Annotated in this window: 11 protein-coding genes; 4 read left to right on the forward strand and 7 right to left on the reverse strand. The window is 35.1% G+C overall.

Annotated elements, in window-relative coordinates:
* Window positions 1-8: 8 nt before the first annotated feature.
* The 6 genes from AC4AGG_RS01075 to ileS form a co-directional block, all read right to left on the reverse strand.
* Window positions 9-1,664, reverse strand: coding sequence for a peptidase domain-containing ABC transporter (locus AC4AGG_RS01075; RefSeq protein ID WP_489770118.1), 1,656 nt, complete (start codon window positions 1,662-1,664; stop codon window positions 9-11).
* A 111-nt stretch (window positions 1,665-1,775) separates the two neighbouring features.
* The gene (locus AC4AGG_RS01080; RefSeq protein WP_489770119.1) at window positions 1,776-2,423 is read right to left on the reverse strand and encodes a lipoprotein signal peptidase; all 648 of its coding nucleotides are present in this window, start codon (window positions 2,421-2,423) and stop codon (window positions 1,776-1,778) included.
* A 43-nt stretch (window positions 2,424-2,466) separates the two neighbouring features.
* The gene (locus AC4AGG_RS01085) at window positions 2,467-2,646 is read right to left on the reverse strand and encodes a DUF2683 family protein (protein WP_489770120.1); all 180 of its coding nucleotides are present in this window, start codon (window positions 2,644-2,646) and stop codon (window positions 2,467-2,469) included.
* 106 nt (window positions 2,647-2,752) lie between these two features.
* On the reverse strand, window positions 2,753-2,995 hold the full coding sequence (locus AC4AGG_RS01090) for a DUF6576 domain-containing protein (protein ID WP_489770121.1): 243 nt from the start codon (window positions 2,993-2,995) through the stop codon (window positions 2,753-2,755).
* Between the two features lie 93 nt (window positions 2,996-3,088).
* Window positions 3,089-3,469, reverse strand: a complete 381-nt coding sequence (locus AC4AGG_RS01095) for a TraR/DksA family transcriptional regulator (RefSeq protein WP_489770122.1) — start codon at window positions 3,467-3,469, stop codon at window positions 3,089-3,091.
* 87 nt (window positions 3,470-3,556) lie between these two features.
* Window positions 3,557-6,955: an isoleucine--tRNA ligase gene (gene ileS, locus AC4AGG_RS01100; RefSeq protein ID WP_489770123.1), complete on the reverse strand. Its 3,399-nt coding sequence runs from the start codon at window positions 6,953-6,955 to the stop codon at window positions 3,557-3,559.
* Window positions 6,956-7,164: 209 nt separating this feature from the next.
* Between ileS and flxY the strand changes: the two genes are divergently transcribed.
* Window positions 7,165-8,451 (forward strand): flexirubin biosynthesis putative acyl-CoA ligase FlxY, encoded by a 1,287-nt coding sequence (gene flxY / locus AC4AGG_RS01105; protein WP_489770162.1) that lies wholly within the window; start codon window positions 7,165-7,167, stop codon window positions 8,449-8,451.
* A gap of 79 nt (window positions 8,452-8,530) precedes the next feature.
* Entirely contained in the window at window positions 8,531-9,139 is a 609-nt protein-coding gene (locus AC4AGG_RS01110; RefSeq protein WP_489770124.1) for a hypothetical protein, read from the forward strand.
* Window positions 9,140-9,188: 49 nt separating this feature from the next.
* Here the strand turns inward: AC4AGG_RS01110 and AC4AGG_RS01115 are convergent, their stop codons facing one another.
* On the reverse strand, window positions 9,189-10,436 hold the full coding sequence (locus AC4AGG_RS01115; RefSeq protein WP_489770125.1) for an NAD(P)/FAD-dependent oxidoreductase: 1,248 nt from the start codon (window positions 10,434-10,436) through the stop codon (window positions 9,189-9,191).
* 91 nt (window positions 10,437-10,527) lie between these two features.
* On the opposite strand from AC4AGG_RS01115, the gene flxA reads away from it, so the two are divergent.
* Both flxA and flxB read left to right on the forward strand, forming a co-directional pair.
* Window positions 10,528-12,054 carry a flexirubin biosynthesis tyrosine ammonia-lyase FlxA gene (gene flxA, locus AC4AGG_RS01120; protein ID WP_489770126.1) on the forward strand — a complete coding sequence of 509 codons (1,527 nt, stop codon included), beginning with the start codon at window positions 10,528-10,530 and terminating at the stop codon, window positions 12,052-12,054.
* Window positions 12,051-12,782, forward strand: coding sequence for a flexirubin biosynthesis SDR family reductase FlxB (gene flxB / locus AC4AGG_RS01125; RefSeq protein ID WP_489770127.1), 732 nt, complete (start codon window positions 12,051-12,053; stop codon window positions 12,780-12,782). Before flxA ends, flxB begins: the two co-directional genes overlap by 4 nt.
* Window positions 12,783-12,784 lie beyond the last annotated feature (2 nt).

The raw sequence follows: 12,784 nt of genomic DNA on the forward strand, positions 1-12,784 counted from the left end.
GTAAGAAATTACAGTTTTTTGATATTTCCATCCTTCAATTCGAAAACAGTATCGTAAATTCCAGAATAATCATTGGCCTTACCAATAATAATAATCGTCCTGCTTGCAGATAATTGACTTAAATAACTCTTTATTTGCTCTTTTATATCTTCATTAAAGCCTTCTAACGGATCTTGTAGAACTAAAATTCGTTTGTTGCCGACCAAAGCTCTTAAAAGTAAAATTAATTTTTTGGTTGTGTAAGACAATCTTCTATCCGAAGCTTTTATACTGGTTAAAAAACCATCTGTAAATAACCCCGAAAAATTATCTATACCTAAGTTTTTTGATATTTCTATTATTTCTTGAGTTTTAATCTGGGTGTCTCCCATATTAATATTGTCCAAAACATTGCCATTGACAAGTTCTAAATCCTCTGTATAAAGACCAATGTATTTTCTGAGTTGAGATTTTTGGAAATTCTGTAATGGGATGTCATCCAGAAATATAGTCCCGGAAAATGGTTTATATAATCCCGAAATAATATTCATCAGCAAAGATTTTCCAGATCCTTGTTTTCCTTTAACAAGTGTAATTTGGTTGCGGGGAATGTAGAAGCTAAGACCATTGAGCAAAGGTTGGCTTTCGTCGAAACCAAATTTTACGTTTTGTAATTCTACAGCAAATCCGTTCTGTTCATTGTCTGGAATAATACTTCCTGATGTTTCCTCTTTCATATCCAAAATTTTGGATAGCTTGGTAAGAGAAGTGATAACATCATAGTATTTTTCTAAACTTTTGATTAATTTCTCTACCGCGGTCATAATTGTAAGAACTACGATTTCTGTTGCAATAAAAGCACCTATGTTTATTTTTTGATTAATAAGTAGGTATGTTCCCAAAAGCAACATAATCACCGTGATCGTTACTTTGAAGAAGATAATAGCTCTGTATTGTAACATTAAAATTTTGAAATGAGCTGTTCTAAAATTAATGTAGCCTAGTAATTTTCTATCGGTTTCTTCTGTATGGGTTTGAAGAAATGCATTGATTTTGAAACTTTTGATGTCGCGGGAAATGTCTTCAAGCCAAGCTGCAACTGCATACTTTTGGTCACTTTCTTCTAAGCTTGTCGCAATACCTTGATCTTTGGTTATGTTAAAAATGACCAACACAATAAGGAGTATAAAAATAGAAAAAACTATAAAGTATGGATGGTAAAACGAAAGTAAGAGCAAACCAAATATAATTTGGATAAGAGCAACAGGAAGATCTAATAATATTTTAGAAACACCTTTTTGTAAGTTTTGGGTATCAAAAAATCGGTTAACTAATTCTGGTAAATAGTATTGATGGGCACTAGTTAGTTCAATTTTGGGTAATTTTTCTGCAATTGCAAGGGCATATTGAACAAAAATCTTCTGCTGGATTTTTTCAATAATTTCCATTACCCTAACTTGGAAATGGCCTGATAGAAATGTACCTAAAGCAACCAGCCCAATCAAAACATATATTGAGGTGGCCATTGTTGCTCCAAAAGCGTAGTTGATAATAGCCTGTATGCCTAAAGGAACGGATAAACTTACTAAACCACTTAGAATGGCGTAGAAATAAATGTTTAATATATCTCTTTTTTCAGTTGCAAGAAAAGAAAGTAGTTTTTTTGAATAATTCTCTTTTACCATAAAGAATTTTCTGCAAATATAAATGACAAGAGGAAATTATCAAATTGATTCTTTCTATTACTGATTAAGGTTGATCAAGAATTTAGTTTCAGGGAGTAAAAGATTCTTAGATTATAAATCAAATCCATTAGGAAACGCCTTTTTTCTAAAAATAAAGAGCAAAACAGCACCAACCGTGATAGAAGAGTCAGCTACATTGAAAATATATTTGAAGAACTCCAAATGTTTTCCTCCAATGATTGGCCAACTTTCGGGAACATACCAATCCACCATTGGGAAATGGAGCATATCCACAACACAGCCTTTCATAAAATGCGAGTATCCTTCTCCGAAAGCAACAAATTTTGAAAGTCCGCCATAACCAATCCATTGATTAACTTCTGGATCATAGACTGTTCCACTGTCGAAAATGAGTCCGTAGAACATTCCGTCCAGTAAATTTCCAATTGCTCCCGAAAAAATCATTGCCATTGGAATTAGTAGATAATTTGAGGTTTGACCTTCTTTGATCCACTTACGGAAAAGGTAAATCATTCCACCAATTAATATGATTCTTACAATCACTAAAAAGTACTTTCCAATCAATCCTCCAAACTGAAATCCATAGGCCATTCCAGGATTTTCAACAAAGGTTAATCTTGCCCAATCTTGTCCCAAAATAGGAATGCTTTCTCCAAGTTGAAAATGGGTTTTGACATAGATTTTCGAAAGTTGGTCAATCAATAGGATGATAAAAGTTACTAAAGCTATTTTTTTCATTTTCTTGTAAAAAGTAAAATGTACAAAGTACAAATGTTTGAAACTAATCTTTTGATTTGAAAGGTTTGGTGGACTTCTTAACGGTAGGTTTGAAGTCTTTTTTCTGGGGTGGTTTTGCGTTACGAGTGTGAAATTTTTCGAACTTAATACCCATTTCTTTTAGCGTACTTTTCAGAGCGCTAAGTTCCATTTGATTTTTCGGATGTACTATGATAGATTCCATATTTTTCTTTGTTTTTGTGAAATGCACAATGTTAAAAGTACCGAATTATTTAATTTTGACTACTAATTGTCTCGTTTCTCGTTTCTCGTTTCTTGTATCTATATATTTATTTCCTCGAAAGTTCGTCCAATCTTCTTCGGTCTTTTTCGCTGAGGTCGTCTAATCCTTTAGGTCCCATCTTGTCAAGTATCGCATCAATCTCCTTTTCTCTTTCTCTTTTTTGGGAGTTGTATCGGTCATCGATGGTATAATTTCTGGTTTTGTCTGGCGATATTTTTTCTTTGATCTCTTTTCTGAAGAAAAAGGCAAAAATAACAATTACAGCTCCAATAATAAGTATCGTTTCCATCTTTTTAAATAAAATGTAAAATGTACAAAGTACAATGTAATTCGGATGAAAATACACTATACTTTGTACATTTTATTTTGTACATCGTACAATTTATCGTTGCATATTCTTAGCCTCAATGCTCAATGTTGCATGAGGAACAGCTTTCAATCTCTCTTTAGGAATTAATTTTCCTGTAACTCTACATACTCCGTAAGTTTTGTTTTCGATACGGATAAGCGCATGCTTGAGGTCACGGATAAATTTTTCCTGTCTTCCAGCAAGAATTGCATTTTGTTCCTTGCTTAAAGTTTCAGCACCTTCTTCAAATGCTTTGAAGGTTGGTGAAGTGTCATCGGTTCCATTGTTTTGGTCATTAACGAAGTTTTCGTTAATCATCGCCAAATCCTTTTCTGCTTTTTCTATTTTTTGTTGAATCAATTCTTTGAATTCCTTCAAGTCAGCATCACTGTACCTTTGTCTGTCGTCTGCCATAGTGTTTTTAATTTGAAAATTTTTTAATTCAAAATTTGAAAACTATTTATTTTTTAGCCATTCTCAAATGGGCTCATTTTCAGATTCTCAAATTTTGTCAATGTTTACTTTAAATTTTTCTTCATCAATCTCGATTTCGTTAAAAATCGGTAGTGAATTTACAAATTCTATTCCATTTGACAAGACTTCCGAAGATATATATTGACTATTGTTAATAAGTTCTTGTTTAAATGGACAGCTCTCTTCTAAACTAATTGATATTCTATCAGTTAGATCAAAATCTTTTTCTTTTCTAAGGTTCTGAATTCTATTGATGAATTCTCTCGCGATACCTTCAGATTTTAGTTCGTCGGTAATGGTTAAATCCAAAGCAACCGTCAGTTTTCCTTCGCTTGCTACTGTCCAACCTGGGATGTCTTTTGTTGAAATCTCTACATCATCTAACGAAATTTCATAACCCGAAATTGTAGCGGTGCCTTCTTTTTCTAACGCTGAAATTTGTTCTGAAGTGAAATTTTGAATTTCTCCAGCCACCATTTTCATATCTTTTCCTAATCTTGAACCTAAAGTTTTGAAATTAGGCTTGATTTGTTTTACAATTAAATGTGAAGCTTCTTCGGCATCAATTAAATCCAATTCTTTGACGTTCACTTCTTGTTTGATTAATTCCGAAACGGCTAAGATTTGCTCTTGCGTTTTCTTGTCCATCACCGGAATCATCACTTTTTGAAGCGGTTGACGAACCTTGATGTTTTCTTTCTTTCTTAAAGAGAATACCATTGAAGTCAATTGTTGAGCCAAATGCGTTTTGTCCAGCAAATCTTGGTCAATTTTGCTTTCGTCTGCAACAGGGAAGTCGGTCAAATGAACGGATTCTGCATTTTCTTTTCCAGTCGCTGAGTTCAAATCCTGATACAATTGGTCCATAAAGAACGGTGCAATTGGAGCAGATAATTTCGCAACGGTTTCCAAACAAGTATAAAGTGTTTGGTAAGCTGAAATTTTATCTTCAGAATAATCGCCTTTCCAGAAACGTCTTCTACATAATCTTACATACCAGTTACTTAAGTTGTCATTCACAAAAGTATTGATGGCTCTTGCGACTTTCGTAGGTTCGTAATCTTCGTAGAATGCTTTGACGTCTTTTATCAATAAATTTAATTCAGATAAAATCCAACGGTCGATTTCTGGTCTGTTTTCAACGTCTTTTTCTTCATATTTAAATCCGTCAACATTGGCGTACAAAGCGAAGAAAGAGTAGGTGTTGTAAAGTGTTCCGAAGAATTTTCTTCTCACTTCATCAATTCCTTCTAAATCGAATTTCAAATTTTCCCAAGGATTCGCGTTGGAAATCATATACCAACGTGTTGCATCGGGACCATAAATCGCTAAAGTTTCAAATGGGTCCACTGCGTTCCCCAAACGTTTGGACATTTTTTGACCGTTTTTGTCCAAAACTAAACCATTAGAAACCACATTTTTATAAGCAACGGAATCGAAAACTGTTGTTCCAATTGCGTGAAGTGTATAGAACCAACCACGAGTTTGGTCAACACCTTCTGCGATAAAATCTGCAGGGAAAGCTTTGTTTTGGTCAATCAATTCCTTGTTTTCGAAAGGATAATGCAATTGTGCATAAGGCATTGAACCTGAGTCGAACCATACGTCAATCAGGTCGCTTTCACGCTTCATTGGTTTTCCAGACTCGGAAACCAAAACAATCGCATCTGCAATATTTTTGTGTAAATCAATCTGAGCGTAGTTTTCTTCAGACATGTTCCCCACTTCAAAATTTTGGAATGGATTTTCAGTCATCAAACCAGCTGAAATCGATTTTTCAATTTCATTCTTTAATTCTTCAACCGAACCGATGATTATTTCTTCTTTCAAATCGTCTGTTCTCCAGATTGGCAATGGAATTCCCCAATAACGAGAACGAGAAAGATTCCAATCGTTCACATTTTCTAACCAATTCGCAAAACGACCTTCTCCAGTTGATTTTGGCTTCCAGTTGATTTCTTTATTTAAATTCACCAAACGCTCTCTAACAGCGGTCATTTTTACAAACCAAGAATCCAAAGGATAATATAAAACAGGTTTGTCCGTTCTCCAACAATGTGGATAGCTGTGAACGTATTTTTCTACCTTAAAGGCTTTGTTTTCAGTCTTTAAAAGAATGGCTAATTCTACATCCCAAGATTTTTCAGGTGCAGTTCCATCATCGTAATATTCGTTTTTGATGTATTTCCCACTGAATAATTCAGGAACGTTTTCCCCTTCAATAAATTTACCTTGAAGGTCCACCAAAGGCACCAAATTATCATTAACATCTTTCACCAACATTGGCGGAATTCCATTCTCTTTAGCAACACGAGCATCGTCCGCACCAAAAGTTGGCGCAATGTGTACGATTCCGGTTCCGTCTTCTGTGGTTACAAAATCACCAACAATCACGCGGAATGCAGATTCAGGATTTTCCGCAGGTAAAAACCAAGGAATTAACTGTTCATATTCAGTTCCAGCCAATTGCTCTCCTGTAAATTCAGCTAAAATTTGATAAGGAATGGTTTTGCTTTCAGAAGTATAGTTTGCAAAGTCTTCATCAGTTCCTTCTGCATATTTTTTACCAAAATTCTTCGCTAAAAGAACTCTTGCCAAAATAATATTAATCGGTTCAAACGTATACTGATTGAAAGTCTTCACTAAAACATATTCGATGTCTCTACCAACAGCTAAAGCCGTGTTAGATGGCAAAGTCCAAGGAGTGGTCGTCCAAGCGAGAATGCTCAAATTAGATTCAAGATTCGAGATTCGAGACGCGAGACTTTCGGACAATTTTTTAACTTTAAACTGAGCAACGATGGTCGTATCAGAAACGTCTCTGTACGTTCCAGGTTGGTTCAATTCGTGAGAAGACAATCCTGTTCCTGCTTTTGGAGAATATGGTTGAATGGTATAACCTTTATACAACAAATTTTTGTCGTACAACTGCTTCAATAACCACCAAACAGTTTCCATATATTTTGGTTCGTAGGTGATGTATGGATGTTGCAAATCTACCCAATATCCGATTTTTTCGGTAAGGTCGTTCCAAACGTCTGTGTATCGCATTACTGCATTACGACAAGCTTCGTTATACTCTTCAATGGTAATTTTTTTACCGATATCTTCTTTGGTGATGCCTAATTCCTTTTCAACACCCAATTCTACAGGAAGACCATGCGTGTCCCAACCTGCTTTACGGAAAACTTGCTTCCCATTTTGAGTTTGGAAACGGCAAAAAATATCTTTAATCGCTCTTGCCATAACGTGATGAATTCCCGGCATTCCGTTTGCGGAAGGTGGTCCTTCATAGAAAACAAATTCTGGTTGTCCTTTACGGATTTCAACAGATTTTTTAAAAGTTTGGTTTTCGTTCCAAAATTTTGAAACGTTATCTGCAACAGCAGTAAGATTGAGATTTTTATATTCTGTGAACTTCTTCATTTTCAGTCGATTCAAAAATATTTTTTTCGTTAAATAAGTTTGCGAATATACGGAATTTGCGCGAAATATTGAAGTTAAATTTTTTGTTTTTTACTATATCTTTTGAGGTGCGATTTCATATTGTTTTGTGAATGTTTTCTTGAATATCGAAATGAATGTTTTCAATAAAAATTGTACTTTTGAAATAACAAAAAAGCATAACATTGTCACTGAAACCCGCTATTGAGTTTGCATCTATTGATGAAATAAAAAAAGTTCAAGAACAGAAGCTGAAAGAACTGTTGGTATATCTTCAGCAGAATTCTAAGTTTTATCAAAATCTTTTTGAGAAGCATCAGATTAATATTCAAAAAATTAACAGCCTTGAAGATGTGCAAAAAATTCCAACGACTTCAAAAGAAGATTTGCAAAAATACAATGATGATTTCTTTTGTATTCCCAAATCAAAAATTGTCGATTACAGTACCACTTCGGGAACTTTAGGTGACCCAGTTACTTTTGGTCTTTCCGATGGTGATTTAGAACGATTGTCTTACAACGAGGCAATTTCTTTCGCTTGTTCGGGGATTAAAGAAGGAGATTTGGTTCAGATGATGACGACCATCGACAAGCGTTTTATGGCCGGTTTGGCTTATTTCCTTGGACTCCGAAAATTGGGAGCCAGTGTTATCAGAATGGGACCTGGAATTCCTGAATTGCAATGGGATTCCATCTTAAGGTATCAACCGAAATTTTTAGTTACAGTACCATCTTTTCTTTTAAAAATGATTGAATACGCTGAAAATCACGGGATTGATTATAAAAATACATCCGTTTATGGTGCTATTTGTATTGGAGAAAGTTTGAGGAATCAAGATTTTTCGCATTCGGAGTTGGCAAGAAAGATTGAAGAAAAATGGGATATTCAATTGTTTTCTACTTATGCTTCGACGGAAATGAGCACTGCTTTTCCTGAATGCGAACATCAAAAGGGAGGTCATCACCATCCTGAATTGATTATCGCGGAAATTTTGGATGATGAAGAAAAACCTGTATCAGAGGGAGAAAACGGAGAATTGGTGATTACGACTTTGGGCGTTGAAGCTTTGCCTTTGCTTCGTTTTAAAACCGGAGACATGGTGAAAGCGCATTATGAACCTTGCGAATGTGGACGGACAACGATGAGGTTAGGACCGATTGTGGGTCGAAAAAAACATATGATTAAATATAAAGGAACCACCCTTTATCCTCCTGCAATGAACGATATTTTGAATGGTTTCAGTGAAATTTTATTTTATCAAATTGTTATTAAAAGCAATGATATTGGGACGGATGAAATTTTGGTTAAGATAAGTTCCGAAAACGACACTGACGAATTTTTGAAAGAAGTCAAAGACCGATTCCGAGCAAAATTGAGAGTAAGTCCGAAAATCGAATTATACCCCAAAGATGAATTAATGAAAGAAGTTTTCGATCCCAAAAGTCGCAAACCGATTAACTTTGTGGATTTGAGATAAAGCATGATTTTTAACATATAATTCGGTTTTGGATTTTATTTGGAAAGGTGGAAATTCGTAATTCACTAAAAAATAAAATATGAAAAAATTAGCGTTTAGTTTTCTGCTTGCAATGAGCGTGTTTTTAATGGCTCAGGAAGTGAACCCCCAAGTAATATTTGTTAAAGGAGATTTTAACATTTTGAAAAGCCAAAGTGAAGTTAATATTGAGGTTAATTTTGACAATGTTTTGTTTTTGAAGGATAATTATTCCGAAGCAGAGTATCTTGCTCGAAGAAAAAAAGATTTGATAGAGAATCCTAAAAGGGGAGAGCAGGGGTGGTTGAAGTGGAATGCAGAATGGGAGAAGTACAAGACTGAAGAGTACTTAAATTATTTCTTAAAGGGATTGAGTAAATCTTCTAAGAATATTAAATTCTCAAAAGGTATTCACTCCAACTACACTATAATTGTTGACACAAAATGGGTGTTTCCTGGTTGGGATGCTGGACTGTTTGGTCAAGAAGCCAAACTTAGTGGCATGCTTAGGGTGGTGAAAACGGATGATCCTACAGTTGTGGTAACTGAAATTGAAATGAAGGAATTTGATGAATATGTGAAGAATGATCAATTTGTGATGGAATATGGAAGGATTGCTGGCGCCTATCAAGCGCTTGGAAAATTTGTATCAAGAGAAATAAGGAAATAAAAAAGGCGGTCAAATTGAACCGCCTTCTGTTTTTTTATATAATATTTCTTTATAGTTCTATCTTTCCATCAGCTTCAATTAACGAAGCAAGATTTCGAATAACATGTTCATGTTTTTTGACGAATGGATTGTCTTTGTTCCAAACATAACCTGCTAATACAGCGCATATTTTTTGTTTAATATCTGGGTTTTCAGGTTGGTGGAAGAACAGTTTTTGTAAATTTCCAGTGTACCATTCCTGAACATAAGTCGTGAAAACCTTAACACCAGAAAGAATATATTCAGAATATTCTTTTTCCCAATCTACTGATTCTCCTTTTAGTTGTTTTGCAGCAAGTTTTGCAGCAAGCATTCCGCTTTCTGTCGCGAAAGCCATTCCAGAGGAGAAAACAGGGTCAAGGAATTCGGATGCATTTCCTGTCAGTGCATAGCCATCTCCATAAAGTTGTTTAACAGCACAAGAGTAATTGGTCAAACGTTTCGGCTCGAATAAGAAATCTACGTCGCCAAAACGTTTTACGTAATAATCTGATTTGGCAATGGCATTTCTCAACGCTTCTGTAGTATCCCCATTTTCAGATAATTTGTTAATCCATTCTGTTGGCCCTACGATTCCAACGCTGGTATTTCCATTAGAAAACGGAATTACCCAAAGCCAAACTTGAGTTTCCAAAATATCAAAAGAAATCTGTGTTCCTTCTACTCCTTCTTCTCTGTTGATGTCCTTCACATGCGTAAAAATAGAAGAGTGAGGATCTAATTTTGAAGGTTTTTCTAAATCGAGAAGCCTTGGAAGAACTCTTCCGTAACCACTACTGTCAATTACAAATTTTGCATGAATTTTTTTGGTGTTCCCATCTTTATCCTTAACTGTTGTAATAGAGTCAGAACCATTGAATTGGATATCCGTTACTTCAGTTTCGAATTCGATATCAATTCCTTTCTTAACGACTTCTTGAGCCATCACATTATCGAAATCATCACGTGGAACTTGCCATGTCCAATCCCAACCTTCTCCAAATTTATCACTGAAATCGAATAAGCAAATTTCGTTACCTCTTATAAAACGAGCTCCAAACTTTTTCTCAAATCCTTGGCTATCCAATGCATTAAAAAGACCAGCTTCATCGAAATGGTCCATTACTCTAGGAATTAGACTTTCGCCAATAACAAAACGTGGAAATTTTGCTTTTTCTACCACTTTTACTCTGACTCCATTGTTATGGAGGTAAGAAGATGAAACGCAGCCAGAAGGACCAGCTCCTATCACAAGAACATCACAATATTCATCATTCATAATTAAATGTTTTTTTTAATATCTTTGTTGCAAAATTAGTTACAAAATAATTGATTTGTTGTAGGTTTTTACTTTTTTTAATCAAAATTTAATGATATTAGTCAGTAATTTAAAAATCGGGGACTTTCAGGACGTGATTTTTAAAAATGAAAAAATAGAATTGGATAATTCTATAATTGAGAAAGTTGAGAAAAGTTTTCAATTTTTACAGGAGTTTTCAAAACAGAAAGTAATTTATGGAGTCAATACGGGTTTCGGTCCAATGGCGCAATATAGAATACCGGAAGAAGACAAAAATCAATTACAATATAATTTAATACGGAGTCACTCTTCAGGAGTGGGAACTCCGCTAAAACCAAAAGCTGCAAAAGCTGCCATGTTGGCGAGGCTTAATACGCTTTCTCAGGGGAAATCTGCAGTGCATCCTTCGGTTATTATCTTATTGAAAGAATTGATTAATAGAGATATTACCCCTCTTATTTTCGAACATGGAGGTGTGGGTGCGAGTGGTGATTTGGTTCAGTTGGCGCACTTGGCTTTAGTTCTTATTGGTGAAGGTGAAGTTTTCTACAAAGGAGATCGCAGACCAACTTCAGAAGTTTTTGAAATCGAAAATCTTCAGCCCATTAAAGTGCATCTTCGAGAAGGAATCAGCTTGATGAACGGGACATCCGTAATGTCAGGAATCGGAATTCTTAATACTTATAATACTAAGAAGTTAATAGATGTTTCTGTGAGGCTTTCTTGTGCGATTAACGAGATTGTTCAAGCTTACGATGACCATTTTTCATTTTCTCTCAATGCTACCAAAAAGCATGATGGTCAGCAAAAAATTGCGGAAAAGATGCGTCAATATCTATCAGACAGTCAATTAATCCGTAAAAGGGAAGACCACTTATATAATAGTGAAACTAAGGAAGAAATTTTTAAAGATAAAGTTCAGGAATATTACTCTTTGAGATGTGTTCCTCAAATTTTGGGTCCTGTTTTGGATACTTTAGAATTTTCCGAAAGGATCTTAGAAGACGAGATTAATTCTGCGAATGATAATCCAATTATTATCCCAGAAGAAGAACACGTTTATCACGGAGGTAATTTCCATGGTGATTATGTTTCTTTGGAAATGGACAAGCTGAAATTGGTGGTGACTCGTCTTACGATGCTTGCCGAAAGACAATTGAACTATCTCATGAACTCTAAAATCAATGAGATTCTTCCTCCATTTGTTAATTTGGGTCGATTAGGATTCAATTTTGGGATGCAAGGAGTACAGTTTACGGCAGTCTCTACAACAGCAGAAAATCAAACTCTTTCTACTTCGATGTACATTCATAGTATTCCTAATAATAATGACAACCAGGATATTGTGAGCATGGGGACTAATGCGGCGGTTATTTGTGAGAAGGTGGTTGACAATGCGTACGAAGTATTAGCGATTGAGTTGATTACTGTGGTTCAGGCCATAGAAGTGATGAATTTTCAAGATAAGATTTCGACTTCTACGAAGGAGCTTTATAATGATATCCGTGAAATCGTTCCTCCTTTCAAAGAGGATTTGATTATGTATCCTTTTGTTGAAAAAGTCAAGAATTATTTAATTAAAAATTACGTACTATGAAGTGTGCGATAATCACTGGAGGTTCCAGAGGAATTGGAAGAGCTATTTGTATTAAGTTGGCAGAAGAAGGTAATTATCATTTGCTTATTAATTATACTTCTAATGAAACTGCTGCCAAAGAAACATTGGAGCAAGTTAAAGCATTGGGAGCGTCAGGTGAAATTCTAAAGTTTGACGTTTCTAATATGGAAGAGACGACAGCTGTATTAGAAAAATGGCAATCAGATAATCCTGATTCTTTAGTGGAAATTGTTGTTAATAATGCTGGAATCACCAGAGATGGATTGTTTATGTGGATGAAATCAGAAGATTGGAATTCGGTTATTAATACCAGTCTTAATGGTTTTTTCAATGTGACTAATTTTTTCATTCAGAAAATGTTGCGTAATAAATATGGTAGGATTATTAACATGGTATCTGTATCTGGTTTGAAGGGAACACCTGGGCAAACTAATTATTCTGCAGCTAAAGCAGCTTTGATTGGCGCAACTAAGGCACTTGCTCAAGAAGTTGCAAAAAGAAATATTACGGTTAACGCAGTGGCTCCAGGTTTTATCAAAACCGATATGACACAAGAATTTAATGAAGATGAATTGAAAGCGATGATTCCTGCTAATCGTTTTGGAGAGGCAGAAGAGGTAGCTGATTTGGTTGCTTTCTTGGCTTCGAGAAAATCTTCGTATATTACTGGAGAAGTTATTAATATCAACGGAGGAATTTATTCATAACA

This window comes from Chryseobacterium sp. CG10_8 (genome assembly GCF_058117085.1).

Bases quoted from the DNA above. Each gene is read 5' to 3' on its own strand.
- ileS (WP_489770123.1), bottom strand. From the start codon at position 6,955: ATGAAGAAGTTCACAGAATATAAAAATCTCAATCTTACTGCTGTTGCA.
- AC4AGG_RS01095 (WP_489770122.1), bottom strand. From the start codon at position 3,469: ATGGCAGACGACAGACAAAGGTACAGTGATGCTGACTTGAAGGAATTC.
- AC4AGG_RS01075 (WP_489770118.1), bottom strand. From the start codon at position 1,664: ATGGTAAAAGAGAATTATTCAAAAAAACTACTTTCTTTTCTTGCAACT.
- AC4AGG_RS01080 (WP_489770119.1), bottom strand. From the start codon at position 2,423: ATGAAAAAAATAGCTTTAGTAACTTTTATCATCCTATTGATTGACCAA.
- AC4AGG_RS01085 (WP_489770120.1), bottom strand. From the start codon at position 2,646: ATGGAATCTATCATAGTACATCCGAAAAATCAAATGGAACTTAGCGCT.
- AC4AGG_RS01090 (WP_489770121.1), bottom strand. From the start codon at position 2,995: ATGGAAACGATACTTATTATTGGAGCTGTAATTGTTATTTTTGCCTTT.
- AC4AGG_RS01115 (WP_489770125.1), bottom strand. From the start codon at position 10,436: ATGAATGATGAATATTGTGATGTTCTTGTGATAGGAGCTGGTCCTTCT.
- flxB (WP_489770127.1), top strand. From the start codon at position 12,051: ATGAAGTGTGCGATAATCACTGGAGGTTCCAGAGGAATTGGAAGAGCT.
- AC4AGG_RS01110 (WP_489770124.1), top strand. From the start codon at position 8,531: ATGAAAAAATTAGCGTTTAGTTTTCTGCTTGCAATGAGCGTGTTTTTA.
- flxA (WP_489770126.1), top strand. From the start codon at position 10,528: ATGATATTAGTCAGTAATTTAAAAATCGGGGACTTTCAGGACGTGATT.